The 14405-nt window shown below is 55.1% G+C and carries 12 protein-coding genes; 6 read left to right on the forward strand and 6 right to left on the reverse strand.

Features of this window, described 5'->3' with window-relative positions; all coding sequences use genetic code 11:
- The first annotated feature begins 2 nt into the window (after positions 1-2).
- Together trmH and recG are read left to right on the forward strand one after the other, a co-directional pair.
- Positions 3-698 carry a tRNA (guanosine(18)-2'-O)-methyltransferase TrmH gene (gene trmH, locus PW844_RS05190; RefSeq protein ID WP_299449116.1) on the forward strand — a complete coding sequence of 232 codons (696 nt, stop codon included), beginning with the start codon at positions 3-5 and terminating at the stop codon, positions 696-698.
- The gene (recG, locus tag PW844_RS05195) at positions 695-2773 is read left to right on the forward strand and encodes an ATP-dependent DNA helicase RecG (RefSeq protein WP_299449118.1); all 2079 of its coding nucleotides are present in this window, start codon (positions 695-697) and stop codon (positions 2771-2773) included. The genes trmH and recG overlap by 4 nt, the downstream gene beginning before the upstream one ends.
- On the opposite strand, the gene PW844_RS05200 is transcribed toward recG, so the two are convergent.
- Positions 2770-3255, reverse strand: coding sequence for a MarR family transcriptional regulator (locus PW844_RS05200; protein ID WP_299449120.1), 486 nt, complete (start codon positions 3253-3255; stop codon positions 2770-2772). The genes recG and PW844_RS05200 overlap by 4 nt on opposite strands.
- Before the next feature lie 70 nt (positions 3256-3325).
- On the opposite strand from PW844_RS05200, the gene PW844_RS05205 reads away from it, so the two are divergent.
- The 3 genes from PW844_RS05205 to PW844_RS05215 all read left to right on the forward strand — a co-directional run bounded on the left by PW844_RS05205 (position 3326) and on the right by PW844_RS05215 (position 7544).
- Positions 3326-4261 (forward strand): zinc-binding alcohol dehydrogenase family protein, encoded by a 936-nt coding sequence (locus PW844_RS05205; protein WP_299449122.1) that lies wholly within the window; start codon positions 3326-3328, stop codon positions 4259-4261.
- A 92-nt stretch (positions 4262-4353) separates the two neighbouring features.
- On the forward strand, positions 4354-5742 hold the full coding sequence (locus PW844_RS05210; protein ID WP_299449124.1) for an NCS2 family protein: 1389 nt from the start codon (positions 4354-4356) through the stop codon (positions 5740-5742).
- 119 nt (positions 5743-5861) lie between these two features.
- Complete coding sequence (locus PW844_RS05215; protein ID WP_299449126.1) at positions 5862-7544, forward strand: AsmA family protein; 1683 nt, start codon at positions 5862-5864, stop codon at positions 7542-7544.
- 40 nt (positions 7545-7584) lie between these two features.
- Here PW844_RS05215 and fabY read toward each other — a convergent pair whose 3' ends face one another.
- From fabY to typA, 5 genes are all read right to left on the reverse strand, one after another.
- Positions 7585-8532 (reverse strand): fatty acid biosynthesis protein FabY, encoded by a 948-nt coding sequence (gene fabY / locus PW844_RS05220; RefSeq protein ID WP_084878029.1) that lies wholly within the window; start codon positions 8530-8532, stop codon positions 7585-7587.
- A gap of 59 nt (positions 8533-8591) precedes the next feature.
- Positions 8592-9029 carry a D-aminoacyl-tRNA deacylase gene (gene dtd, locus PW844_RS05225; RefSeq protein ID WP_084878032.1) on the reverse strand — a complete coding sequence of 146 codons (438 nt, stop codon included), beginning with the start codon at positions 9027-9029 and terminating at the stop codon, positions 8592-8594.
- Positions 9026-9895, reverse strand: a complete 870-nt coding sequence (locus tag PW844_RS05230) for a virulence factor BrkB family protein (protein WP_299449157.1) — start codon at positions 9893-9895, stop codon at positions 9026-9028. The genes dtd and PW844_RS05230 overlap by 4 nt, the downstream gene beginning before the upstream one ends.
- 3 nt (positions 9896-9898) lie before the next feature.
- A complete protein-coding gene (gene yihX, locus PW844_RS05235) occupies positions 9899-10495 on the reverse strand; it encodes a glucose-1-phosphatase (RefSeq protein WP_299449132.1) in 597 nt (198 codons plus the stop codon).
- Between the two features lie 223 nt (positions 10496-10718).
- Positions 10719-12539: a ribosome-dependent GTPase TypA gene (gene typA, locus PW844_RS05240; protein WP_299449134.1), complete on the reverse strand. Its 1821-nt coding sequence runs from the start codon at positions 12537-12539 to the stop codon at positions 10719-10721.
- A gap of 438 nt (positions 12540-12977) precedes the next feature.
- Between typA and glnA the strand changes: the two genes are divergently transcribed.
- A partial coding sequence (gene glnA / locus PW844_RS05245) for a glutamate--ammonia ligase (protein ID WP_299449136.1) occupies positions 12978-14405 on the forward strand: 1428 nt, incomplete at its 3' end.

Here is a 14405-nt window from a genome sequence, read left to right on the forward strand (position 1 = left end):
GCATGAACGCTCAACGTTTTGCTCGTATTCGCGAGATGCTGGCCCTGCGCCAGCACGATCTCACCGTCTGCATGGAACAGGTGCATAAGCCACACAACGTCTCGGCGGTGATCCGTACCGCCGATGCCGTGGGTATCCATGAAGTGCATGCGGTCTGGCCCAGCGTGCGTATGCGTACCATGGTGTCAGCTTCCGCAGGCAGCAACAGCTGGGTGAAGGTGAAAACTCACCGCAACATCGCCGAAGCGGTATCTCATCTTAAAGAACAAAAAATGCAGGTGCTGGCGACCAATCTGTCCGCCAAAGCGGTAGATTTTCGCGAGATCGATTACACGCTACCTACCTGTATTCTGATGGGTCAGGAAAAAACCGGTATCACCACAGAAGCCCTGGCGCTGGCCGATCAGGACATCATTATCCCGATGGTCGGCATGGTGCAGTCGCTAAACGTATCGGTGGCTTCAGCGTTGATTCTGTATGAAGCACAGCGTCAACGGCAAAATGCTGGGATGTACCAGCGTACTTATAGTTTGCTGGATGAAGAGGAACAGCAGCGTTTGCTGTTTGAAGGTGGCTATCCGGTGTTGGCGCGCGTGGCAAAGCAAAAAAGATTGCCCTATCCGCATATCAACGATGCAGGCGAAGTCGAAGCCGATGCAGAGTGGTGGGCGACCATGCAAGCGACGGGTAAAAAATGAAAGGCCGTCTGCTGGATGCCATCCCGCTCAGTACCCTGACCGGCGTCGGCGCCAGCCAGGCGGCGAAACTGGCCAAAATTGGCCTGTTTACCATCCAGGATCTGTTGCTACACCTGCCTCTGCGTTACGAAGATCGTACCCAACTCTACCGCATTAATGACCTGCTGCCGGGCATCTGGGCCACGGTGGAAGGTGAAGTGCTGCACAGCGAGATCACCTTTGGCCGTCGTCGTATGCTGGTGTGCCAAATCAGTGATGGCAGCGGCGTGCTGACCATGCGCTTCTTCAATTTCAACGCCGGGATGAAAAATAGCCTGGCACCGGGCCGCCGCGTCACGGCTTATGGTGAGATCAAACGGGGTCAGCGCGGCGCGGAAATTATCCATCCCGAATATCGCATCCAGGGTGAACACAGCGGCGTGGAATTGCAGGAAACCCTGACGCCGGTTTATCCCACCACCGAAGGCATTCGCCAGGCGACACTGCGCAATCTGACCGACCAGGCGTTAACGTTGCTGGAAAGCTGCCCCATTGCCGAGTTACTGCCGCCGGAACTCAGCGGTGGACTCATCAGCCTGCCAGATGCCTTGCGCACGCTACATCGCCCACCGCCGGATTTGCGTCTGAGCGAGCTGGAAACGGGGCGTCATCCTGCACAACGTCGTCTGATTTTGGAAGAATTGCTGGCGCATAACCTCAGCATGCTGGCGGTGCGCGCTGGCGCGCAACGTCATCACGCGCTGCCGCTACCCGCCAATCATCAACTGGTGAACAAGCTGCTTGCCGCGCTTCCCTTCTCCCCAACCGGTGCGCAGCAGAGGGTGGTGGCAGAAATTGAACGCGATCTGGCCCACGACTTCCCGATGATGCGTCTGGTACAGGGCGATGTTGGATCGGGTAAAACCCTGGTCGCAGCACTGGCAGCGCTGAATGTGATCGCTTATGGCAAGCAGGTGGCGCTGATGGCACCCACCGAGTTGCTGGCTGAGCAACACGCCAATAACTTCCGCCAGTGGTTTGCGCCACTGGGTATTGAAGTGGGCTGGCTGGCGGGCAAGCAAAAAGGCAAGGCGCGACAGGCGCAGCAGGAGGCGATTGCCAGCGGCCAGGTAGCCATGGTGGTTGGTACACATGCGCTGTTTCAGGAGCAGGTCCAGTTCAGCGGCATGGCGTTGGTGATCATTGATGAACAGCACCGCTTTGGCGTCCACCAGCGTCTGGCGCTGTGGGAAAAAGGCGAGGAGCAGGGTTTTCATCCGCACCAGTTGATCATGACCGCCACCCCCATTCCGCGCACCCTCGCAATGACAGCCTATGCCGATCTCGACACGTCAACGATTGACGAACTGCCACCAGGCCGTACGCCGGTCACCACTGTTGCCATTCCGGACAGCCGTCGTAGTGAGATCATCGAACGCGTTCAGAGCGCCTGCCATGAAGGCCGACAGGCGTATTGGGTTTGTACGCTGATTGAAGAGTCCGATCTGCTGGAAGCGCAGGCTGCTGAAGCCACCTGGCAGGAGCTGAAAGTCGCGCTGCCAGGCTTGCAGGTTGGTCTGGTTCATGGCCGCATGAAACCGGCTGAGAAGCAGGCCGTGATGCAGGCGTTCAAAGCCAATGAGATCCAGTTGCTGGTGGCCACAACGGTGATTGAAGTTGGGGTGGATGTCCCTAATGCCAGCCTGATGATTATCGAAAACCCGGAACGCCTCGGTCTGGCACAGCTGCACCAGCTACGCGGACGTGTCGGGCGTGGTGCTGTCGCCTCCCATTGCGTGCTGCTGTACAAAGCACCGCTTAGCAAAACGGCACAGAAGCGTTTGCAGGTGCTGCGTGACAGCAACGATGGTTTCGTGATCGCCCAGCATGACCTGGAGATTCGCGGCCCCGGCGAACTGCTCGGCACACGGCAAACCGGTAATGCCGAATTTAAAGTGGCCGACTTACTGCGCGATCAAAGCATGATCCCCGAAGTTCAGCGCGTAGCACGTCATATCCACCAGCATTATCCTGAGCAGGCTCAGGCACTGATTGAACGCTGGCTGCCGGAAACCGAGCGCTACAGCAACGCTTAACCCGCATTTTTGCCACGGTCCAGCGTGGTGAAATCGGCAACGAACTTGCTCAACAATCGCGCCAGTTCAGCACGTTCATCGTCCTGCCATGCCTGAAACACATCACCGTAAATTTTCGCACGCGCCGCATCGATTTTATCGGTCATCGCTTTCCCTGCTGCCGTGATGGCCGCTTCATTCACACGCTTGTCTTTTGCGCTTTTCTGCCGCTGTGCCAGTCCGATCTCCTCAAGCTTCGCCACCTGACGGCTTACCGTGGTGTAGTCACGGCCAACCCGATCAGCCAGTTCCACCACACCAATCGGACCGAAGCGACCAATCTGAACCAGTAACGGGAACAACGCCCTATCCAACTGAATATTGGATTCTTTTATTAATAATTCATCGCGTTGCGGGCGATTGAAGGTGCCAACAATTGTCAGCAGCGCATTATGCAGATCATCGAAGGCTGCACTATTATGTGTATTTTGCACACTTTCCATTGACGTCATCCCGAAGCAGATATAATGTGTGCATAATACACATATATTCCGATTAACTGAAGGTGAAAACATGAAAGCAGCCATTGTTTCTGCGGCGGGTGAACTGCCGGTATACGGTGATTTTCCTGAACCTCAGGCTGATGAAAACCAGGTTGTGGTGACAGTCAAAGCCGCCGCGATCAGCCAGCTGGCCAAATCGCGTGCCGCAGGAACTCACTACAGCTCAGCCATGCAGTATCCCTTTATCACCGGTATTGATGGTACCGGTTACCTCAGCAATGGTGACCCGGTCTATTTTCTCGCGTTTAATGCCCCCTGGGGCAGCATGGCAGAAAGAACGCAGGTGCCAGCCGGAAGTATCATCCCGCTACCGGGGACCCTGGATCCGGTGCTGGCCGCAGCTCTCGCCAACCCGGGTATGTCTTCCTGGGCAGCCTTAACGCGTCGGGCGCAGCTTGCTCAGGGCGAGACGGTGCTGATCAACGGGGCGACAGGAACCTCAGGCGGGCTGGCGGTGCGTATTGCTCGTCATTTGGGAGCCGGAAAAATCATCGCCACCGGACGCAACCGTGAAGTGCTGGAACAGCTGCGCGCCCAGGGAGCGGATATCACCCTGACGCTGGATTCATTACCAGCAGCATTGCCAGCACTGATGGCAGAGGGCATTGATGTGGTGCTGGATTATCTGTGGGGACAGAGCGCACTTGATATCATGCAGGCGGCCGTTGCCGGTGGTGAGAAGGTGGTGCGTTTTGTGCAGATTGGCTCGTTGAGCGGCCAGGAGATCCCACTGCATAGCAAATTACTGCGTTCATCAGGGCTGACTCTGATGGGGAGCGGCCTTGGCAGCGTGTCCGACTCAGAACTGGTGGCCTGTATCGGCGAGTTGCTGGCCGCAGCCGCGCAGAGCGATTTCTCCATTCCATTCCAGATGCGCCCGTTGAGTGAAGTGCACGACGCATGGCGTGAAGATGACAGCCGCTGCCGCACGGTATTTACCCTCTGACGATCGGGAAGTGAAAAGGGGCATTGCAAACGTTTGCTTTCATTCTGCATCAGTTTAAAATCGCCCCTTTGTTGTGATTGAGAACGTCCACCATGTCCGTCAATACCGCTGAATCCCGCCAGCCTGCCAGTGTCGCAACCGCGGCAAAAAGTGAACTGATTTATCGTCTTGAAGACCGCCCACCGTTGCCGCAAACGCTGTTTGCTGCCTGTCAGCATCTGCTGGCGATGTTTGTCGCGGTGATTACCCCTGCCTTGCTGATTTGCCAGGCGCTGGGTTTGCCCGCGCAGGATACGCAGCACATTATCAGCATGTCGCTGTTCGCCTCTGGCGTGGCGTCAGTGCTGCAAATCAAAACCTGGGGACCGGTCGGATCGGGCCTGCTGTCGATTCAGGGCACCAGTTTTAACTTTGTTACCCCGCTGATTATGGGTGGCATGGCGCTGAAAAATGGCGGAGCCGATGTGCCCACCATGATGGCCGCGCTGTTCGGTACCCTGATGGTGGCCTCCTGTACCGAGATGGTACTGTCGCGCGTGCTGCATCTGGCGCGTCGCATTATTACGCCACTGGTATCGGGCATTGTGGTGATGATCATCGGCCTGTCGCTGATTCAGGTGGGGTTAACCTCTATCGGCGGTGGCTTTGCGGCGATGAACGACCATAGCTTCGGCGCACCAAAAAACCTGTTGCTGGCAGGCGTGGTGCTGTTGGTGATTATTCTGTTGAATCGCCAGCGTAATCCGTATCTGCGAGTCGCTTCACTGGTGATTGCCATGGCGGTAGGCTACCTGCTGGCGTGGGCACTGGGTATGCTGCCGGAAAATACCACGCCAGCCAATCAGGCGCTGGTTTCGGTGCCGTCTCCGCTTTACTACGGACTCGGTTTCGACTGGAATCTGCTGATTCCGTTGATGCTGGTATTTATGGTGACCTCACTGGAAACCATCGGCGATATCACCGCCACCTCCGATGTTTCTGAACAGCCGGTGAGCGGCCCGCTGTACATGAAGCGTCTGAAAGGCGGCGTACTGGCGAATGGCCTCAACTCTTTTGTATCGGCATTGTTCAATACGTTTCCAAACTCCTGCTTCGGCCAGAACAATGGCGTGATTCAGCTGACTGGTGTTGCCAGCCGTTATGTTGGCTTTGTGGTCGCACTGATGTTGATTGTGCTTGGTCTGTTCCCGGCGGTCAGCGGCTTTGTGCAACACATCCCTGAACCGGTACTGGGCGGCGCGACCATTGTGATGTTTGGTACGATTGCCGCATCAGGTGTGCGCATCGTTTCCCGCGAACCGCTGAACCGTCGCGCCATTATGATTATCGCGCTGTCACTGGCGGTAGGTCTGGGCGTTTCGCAGCAGCCATTGATTCTGCAGTTCGCACCGGACTGGCTGAAAACCCTGCTTTCCTCGGGTATTGCTGCTGGCGGTATCACCGCTATCGTGCTTAACCTTATCTTCCCACAGGAAAAGTAATCTTCCGGGCAGGCTGATGCCTGCCTGATATTTATCCGCTTTTACATCCAGGCTGTTGAGCTGCAACGGTAATTCAGGCATAACAGCATCTTACCGGATAAAAGATCGGGATGGATGCGATGAAATTTCTTGGAAAGTTTTTCCTTACCTTACTGCTGCTAATTCTGCTGGCCTTTGTCATCCTGTATGTGTTGCTGCAAACACAGTGGGGTGCAGGCTGGTTTAGCCGTTGGGTGAGCGACAAAACCGACTGGCATCTTTCCCTCAGCAAAATCGAACATAACTTCTCTGCGCCTTCGCACATCATCCTTGATGACTTTAGCTTTGGTCACGACGGTCAGCCTGCGGTGCTGGTCGCCAGCCACGTCGATCTCGGTCTGGCGCTGGTGCAGTTTAGCGATCCTCTACACTTTAGTAGCATTGAATTGCGTGATGGTGAAGTTAACCTGGCGAACCTGACCCCGGATAACGCGTTGCCGGTGCAAGCCGATCGCCTGCAACTCAATAATATGCGTATCGACAGCCCACGCAGTGCCCTGCCAATGTTTGCCCGCAAGGTAAACGGTGGCGTTGTGCCGTGGAAACCAACGGCCAGCGATATGCTCGGCAGCGACGCACAATTCCAGATGAGTGCCGGTGAAATGACGCTGGACGGCGTACGCGGTAATAATGTGCTGTTGCAGGGGAATGTGGCACAGCGCCGCCTGGTGCTGAGTAATATCGGTGCCGATCTGGCACGCGGCTCAATGACCGGTGATGCTGAGCGCGATGCGCAGGGCAACTGGAAAATTAACCAACTGCGCCTCAATGATATCCGCCTGCAAACCCATAAAGACCTGCTCGATTTCCTCAACCCTATCAGCGATGTGCCATCGGTGACGATTAATCGCCTCGATATGACCGACGCGCGCTTGCAGGGGCCAGACTGGGCGGTAACTGACCTCGATTTAACCCTGAAAAACCTGACCTGGCGCGGTAATGACTGGCAGAGCGATGATGGCTCGCTGGCGATGAATGCCGGAAACTTTATTAACGGTACCTTTGAGCTGAATGATCCCATCGTCAATGCCAACTTTTCACCGCAGGGCATTGCGCTGACTCAGTTCAGTTCACGCTGGGCCAATGGTGTGATACGTGCCAGCGGTAACTGGACGCGTAACGATAAACGCCTGACCCTGGATGAACTGGCGGTGGCCGGACTGGAATATACCCTGCCGCAAAACTGGCGCGATCGCTGGCAGCAGAGTTTACCGGCCTGGCTTGATAGCGTGCTGCTGAAGCGCGTAACGGCCAACCGTAACCTGATTATTGATATTAATCCGGCGTTTCCGTTCCAGATGACGGCGCTCGACGGCAGCGGCGAAAACCTGTTGCTGGCACGTCAGCAGCAATGGGGCATCTGGGCGGGCAAAGCCAGTTTCAACGCCGCCGAGGCCACCTTTAACCGCACCGATTTACGCCATCCATCGATTAGCTTTAACGCGGACGATCAGCAAATTCAGGTCAGCGAGATGAGCGCCTTTAACGGCAGTGGCTTACTGGAGGGCACGGCTACCGTCGGCCAGCAGGCGCAGCGTCCGTTAACATTGCATCTGAAGGGCCAGGCGGTTCCGGCCAATGTCCTGGAAAACTGGGGCTGGCCAGCGCTGTCGTTGAATGGCAATAGTAATTTACTGCTGCAAGTGAACGGTTCACTGAGTGCGACGTCGCCATTACGCCCGAGTGTCAACGGTACTCTGTCGGTGACGACCGATACCCAGTCAGTGCAACAGGCCATGCATGGCGGGCAGGTTCAGCCGTAACTCGAGGGGTAACGGCGATCGTGCCGTTACCCTGACTTCACTAATCAATACGCGCGCCGGAACCACCCTCTTCCAGCGGTCCCTGGGGATCGGCGGGTAACACGATATATACCCCTTCAAACACCGCACCCAGCTCCTCATCACCAAACAGCTCAACTTCCATCTGCACCCGCGCTTTACGTCCACGCGCCAGACGATCGAGATCGCCACTGAGTGAGCCAAGATCAGCAATCGCGCCCGGACGTCCACTGATCGGTTTGCTATAACGAATGTGCGCATCGGCAAGAATGATGGTGCCGCCCAGATGTCGTTCGCGCAGCAGCAACCAGATCAATCCCCAGCCAGTGAGCGTGGCCAGCGAGAACAGACTACCGGCAAACAAGGTGTGGTGCGGGTTCTGGTTACCGGTTTCCGGCATGGTGGTGGCAAACTTCTGTCCGGTATATTGCAGGATACGCACCCCCATTTTTTCACTCAGCGGGATATGCTCATACCAGGCCTGCTGCAATTGCCCACACCAGTCGGCACGATGCAGAATATCATCCAGCGTCACCACCGGTTTGATCATCAGGAAATGGCGTACCGGCGTGGTTTGCGGTGCCGTAATTTCCCCCTGATTAACGAAACCGAGCTTGGCGAAGAATTCGACGGCATCCTCGCGTGCGCTACAGGTCACGCGTTTTGCCCCTTCCTGACGCGCCACTGACTCCAGCGTCATCGCCACCAGCGTTCCCAGGCCTTTACCCTGCACCGACGGATGCACAGCGAGGAAGCGGATAGCCGCTTCATTTTCAGCATTGATATACAACCGCCCGACCGCCACTGGCTTGCCCTGCTCATCCACCACCATCTGATGATGAGCCAGCGCATCCCAGGCATCCCGTTCGGAACCCTGCGGCTGGCGCAACGGTTTACGTAACATTTCCCAGCGGAACTGGTAGTACATATCCAGTTCTTCAGCGGTTTGCGGTACGCGAAGATGATACATAAAGTGATTCTCTCGTTCGGAGCTTACGTGGCTGATCCCTTGCCGCTCGGCTGAAAATCTCACACCTGCAACCAAAAGGTCACCGGACCATCGTTAACCAGCGCTACCTGCATATCGGCAGCAAAGCGGCCATTAGCGGTTGTCACGCCCTGCTCACGGCAGCACGCACTGAAATAGTCATAGAGGCGCTCGGCTTCCGCCGGTTCAGCACCACCCGAGAAGGAGGGGCGCATGCCTTTTTGCGTGTCAGCGGCCAGCGTAAATTGTGAAACCACCAGCACGCTGCCGCCCGCCTGCTGCACATTGAGATTCATTTTGTCGTTCTCGTCACCGAAGATGCGGTAACCCAGAACGCGCTCGCACAATCGCTGTGCTTTTTTTTCATCGTCTCCCTTTTCAACACCCAGCAACACCAGCAAACCGGCACCAATCTCTCCCACAATCGCGCTGTCGACGCTGACACTGGCGCGACTGACGCGTTGAATCAAAGCAATCATGTTTCCTCTCGTTCTTTTTCTCGTTCCCGCTGTTTTAACTGACGATAGTCATCCAGCGTGACGGTGATTTCTGCACCTAACAACACAATACACCAGGTCCAGTAAACCCATAGAAACAGAATAGGGATTACCGCCAGCACCCCGTAAATTAACTGATACGAGGGAAACATCGTAACATAGAGCGCAAAGCCTTTTTTGCCCAGCTCAAACAGCAGGCCAGCCACCACCGCACCGACCAGCGCATCGCGTCCAGGGACACGGCGCGTCGGCACAATGCTGTACAACAGCCAGAAGGCGAGAATCGAGAGGAGTAAAGGGAAGATACGCAGCACCTGCTCTATCAGGCTGTTGACGCCCGAGACGTTCACCCAGCGCAACGACAGCAGATACGAGCTGATGGCCAGACTGGCCCCCGCCAGTAGCGGCCCAAGGGTCAGAATCATCCAGTAGACGGCAAACGAGTACACCACAGGCCGCTTTTTATCACTGCGCCAGATGACGTTCAGGGCGCTGTCGACCGAATGCATCAATAGCAACGCCGTGACGATCAGGCTTACCGCTCCTACCGCAGTCATTTTATTCACGTTGGCGACGAACTGTTCCAGATAGCGCTGGATGGTGTTGCCCGCCGCTGGCACGAAGTTGGTGAAGATGAAGTTTTTCAGCTGCTCGCTGATGTCGGAGAACACCGGAAAAGCGGCAAATAACGCAAACACCACCGCCACCAGAGGCACCAGCGCCAGCAAAGAGACGTAGGCAAGATTGCCCGCCTGCGTCGTCATGTTGTCTTCATCAATGCGCCGCCACAGCAGTTTTAGCCACAGGAAAAATGCGTGTGAGGAGTGGCGCAGATGTCGCAACCACATCACTCAGAGACGGCCTGCAAACCAGGCGGGCACGGTCTTGCTGTCGGTAACCAGCACGCTATCAATGCCGAGCGCGCGCGCGGCCTCAATATTGGCATGGTTATCATCGAAGAACACTGCCTGATCTGCTGTGAAACCTTCGTTCTCCAGCACATGATGATAGATGCGAGCTTCCGGTTTGCGCATACCGACATCCTGCGACATATAGAGAGTGTCGGCAGCCTGTTTTACCTCGGGATATTGCGTCGGCCAGAACTCATAATGTAGCCGGTTGGTATTGGAGAGGATCACCACACGATGCCCATTCGCACGCAGTTTATTCATCACCGCCAGCGTATCCGGGCGCACGTCAATAAACACCGCCTGCCAGCCGGTGGTGAATTGTTCATAACTGAGCGCAATATCCAGCTGGTCGCACAACCGGGCGGCGAAATGCTGATCGCTGATCTCACCCCGTTCGTGTTGTTCAAAAGCTTCATCCATCCGAAAGCGGCTTTGTAGCATTGCCAGCGGAACGCGTCCCAGGTCACTCCAGACACCGAGCACACGGTTGAAATCAATATCAACAATCACATTGCCTAAATCAAAGATGTAGAGCATGACGCCTCCTTATATTCCCTGGATCATTCACTCTAGCGGCAAATAGGGGGACTGAACAGGCGGGACGGCGGTGAAATCCGCGATCTGGAAGCGGGCGCACCCTTCCACTTTGCAGGCCGGATGCGGCTTACATTAAGAAATGGCCTCACGCGTTATCAGACAATTGCCCGATATCCAGGCAAAAAAAAGCCCCGCATTGCGGGGCTTCTTCTGTTCGTTTCGCTTAGTCTTTGCTGCCGCGAGACGCACGCTTACGGTCGTTCTCGGTCAGGTGACGTTTACGAATACGTACTGACACCGGCGTCACTTCTACCAGTTCGTCGTCATCGATGAACTCGATAGCCTGCTCCAGCGTCATCTTGACCGGCGGAACCAGAGTGGTTGCTTCATCAGTACCTGACGCACGCATGTTGGTCAGTTTTTTACCGGTCAGGCAGTTTACAGTCAGGTCATTAGAACGGCTGTGAATACCGATGATCTGACCTTCATAAACTTCCGCACCGTGACCCAGGAACAGCTTACCGCGATCCTGCAGACCGAACAGGGCGAAGGCTACCGCTTTACCCTGACCGTTGGAGATCAGTACGCCGTTCTGGCGCTGGCCCACTTCACCCGGACGAACGTCGTCGTAGTGGCTGAAGGTGGAGTACAGCAGACCGGTACCTGAAGTCATGGTCATGAATTCGTTACGGAAGCCGATCAGACCACGGCTTGGGATCACGTAGTCAAGACGCACACGGCCTTTACCATCCGGGTCCATGTTTTTCATGTCGCCTTTACGCTCACCCATCGCCATCATCACAGAACCCTGGTGGGTTTCTTCGATGTCCAGGGTCACGTTCTCGAACGGCTCCTGCTTACGGCCTTCGTGCTCACGGAAGATAACTTTCGGACGGGATACCGCCAGTTCGTAACCTTCACGACGCATGTTTTCGATCAGAACTGACAGGTGCAGCTCACCACGACCAGAAACGCGGAATGCATCAGCATCAGCAGTTTCTTCAACACGCAGTGCCACGTTGTGTACCAGCTCTTTGTTCAGACGCTCCAGAATCTGGCGCGAAGTCACGTATTTACCTTCTTTACCGCAGAACGGTGAGGTGTTTACGTTAAAGAACATGGTCACAGTCGGCTCATCCACGCTCAGAGCAGGCAGCGCTTCAACATTCTGCGGATCACAAATGGTGTCAGAAATGTTCAGCTCACCCAGACCGGTGATCGCGATGATATCGCCAGCTTCAGCAAGGTCGCTTTCGATACGTTCCAGACCGAGGTGGCCCAGCACTTTACCGACTTTACCGTTGCGGGTTTTGCCTTCGCTATCGATGATCGTAACCTGCTGGTTCGGCTTCACTTTACCGCGTTTGATGCGGCCGATACCGATAACACCCAGGTAGTTGTTGTAGTCCAGCTGAGAGATCTGCATCTGCAGCGGCGCTTCAACTTCAACCTGCGGCGGAGAAACACGGTCAACGATCGCCTGATACAGCGGGGTCATGTCGTCAGCCATGTCGTTGTGGTCCAGACCCGCGATACCATTCAGCGCTGAAGCATAAATGATCGGGAAGTCCAGCTGTTCGTCAGTCGCATCAAGGTTAACGAACAGGTCAAATACCTGATCCACCACCCAATCCGGACGTGCGCCAGGACGGTCGATTTTGTTAATAACAACAATCGGCTTCAGGCCGTGGGCGAATGCTTTTTTGGTTACGAAGCGAGTTTGCGGCATCGGGCCATCCATCGCATCAACAACCAGCAGCACCGAGTCCACCATGGACATTACGCGCTCAACTTCACCACCGAAGTCGGCGTGTCCCGGGGTATCAACGATGTTGATACGGTAATCATTCCATTTGATGGCGGTGTTTTTTGCGAGGATGGTAATTCCACGCTCTTTCTCCAAATCGTTGGAGTCCATCACACGCTCAGTCGCTTCGGTACGGGCGTCGAAAGTACCGGACTGTTGCAGCAGTTTATCAACCAGGGTGGTCTTACCATGGTCGACGTGCGCGATGATGGCGATGTTACGCAAATTTTCGGTCACAGCTTTGCCTCAGGCATTATAGAAATAACGCGGTATTGTACACGGATTAAGCGGAAGACTGAACATGATCACAGATTTCGCCTAAAGTTTCTTGAAGTGCTGGTTTTTAGCACCAATTGCGGTGCATTAATCTGCACTGCGATGGCATTTTGCACCATTACGGTGCTTAAACTCGCCAGCAAAGCACCGTTTTAGTGCACCAAATCCATCCTGGTGCAGCCGCCGACTCACTAAAGGGCGCACCACAGCACGATTTTACCTGTAATAAAAAAGTTGGCACAGAATTCGCTTTAGTATTTTCAAGCGAAAACGACAGTTGCACAACGGTTGAAGAGCTTGCCGAGATCTTTGGTTAGGAGATGTCAGAAGCCATGGCACATTCCAGGCAACGAAGTTCTCTCACCACGACGACAATGACAATTTCCAGGAGAGTTGAGTATGTCCGCTGAACACGTTCTCTCGATGATGAACGAGCACGAAGTTAAGTTTGTTGACCTGCGTTTTACCGATACCAAAGGTAAAGAACAGCACGTTACTATCCCTGCTCACCAGGTTAACGCTGACTTCTTCGAAGAAGGCAAAATGTTCGATGGCTCCTCCATCGGTGGCTGGAAAGGCATTAACGAATCAGACATGGTGCTGATGCCGGACGCAACCACTGCCGTTCTGGATCCGTTCTTCGAAGACCCGACGCTGATCATCCGTTGTGACATCCTTGAGCCAGGCACCATGCAGGGCTACGATCGCGACCCGCGTTCTATTGCTAAGCGCGCTGAAGATTTCCTGCGCTCTTCTGGCATCGCTGATACCGTTCTGTTTGGACCTGAGCCGGAATTCTTCCTGTTCGATGACATCCGTTTCGGTTCTTCTACTTCTGGTTCACACGTTGCTATCGACGATATCGAAGCAGCATGGAACACCGGTAAAGAATACGAAGGCGGTAACAAAGGTCACCGTCCGGGTATCAAAGGTGGTTACTTCCCGGTTCCTCCGGTTGACTCAGCTCAGGACATCCGTTCTGCCATGTGTCTGACCATGGAGCAGATGGGTCTGGTGGTTGAAGCGCATCACCACGAAGTAGCAACTGCTGGTCAGAACGAAGTGGCTACCCGCTTCAACACCATGACCAAAAAAGCTGACGAAATTCAGATCTACAAATATGTTGTTCACAACGTTGCTCACGCTTACGGCAAAACCGCAACCTTCATGCCGAAGCCAATGTTTGGTGACAACGGTTCAGGTATGCACTGCCACATGTCCCTGTCTAAAGGCGGCGTGAACCTGTTCTCTGGCGACAAATACGGCGGCCTGTCTGAAACTGCTCTGTTCTACATCGGCGGTATCATCAAGCACGCTAAAGCCATCAACGCCCTGGCTAACCCGACCACCAACTCTTATAAGCGTCTGGTCCCAGGCTACGAAGCACCGGTAATGCTGGCTTACTCTGCCCGTAACCGTTCTGCTTCAATCCGTATCCCGGTTGTTGCCAGCCCGAAAGCTCGTCGTATCGAAGCGCGCTTCCCGGACCCGGCTGCTAACCCGTACCTGGCATTCACCGCACTGCTGATGGCTGGCCTCGACGGCATCATCAACAAGATCCACCCTGGTGATGCGATGGACAAAAACCTGTATGACCTGCCGCCGGAAGAAGAGGCTGAGATTCCAAAAGTGGCGGGTTCACTGGAAGAAGCGCTGAACTGCCTGAACGAAGACCGCGAGTTCCTGACCCGTGGTGGCGTGTTCACTGACGACGCTATCGACGCGTACATCGAACTGCGTAAGTCTGAAAATGACCGCGTTCGCATGACTCCGCACCCGGTAGAGTTTGAGCTGTACTACAGCGTTTTGAATACGCGTGGGGTTGTT

The organism is Pantoea sp. (assembly GCF_028283705.1).
GTDB lineage: Bacteria > Pseudomonadota > Gammaproteobacteria > Enterobacterales > Enterobacteriaceae > Pantoea.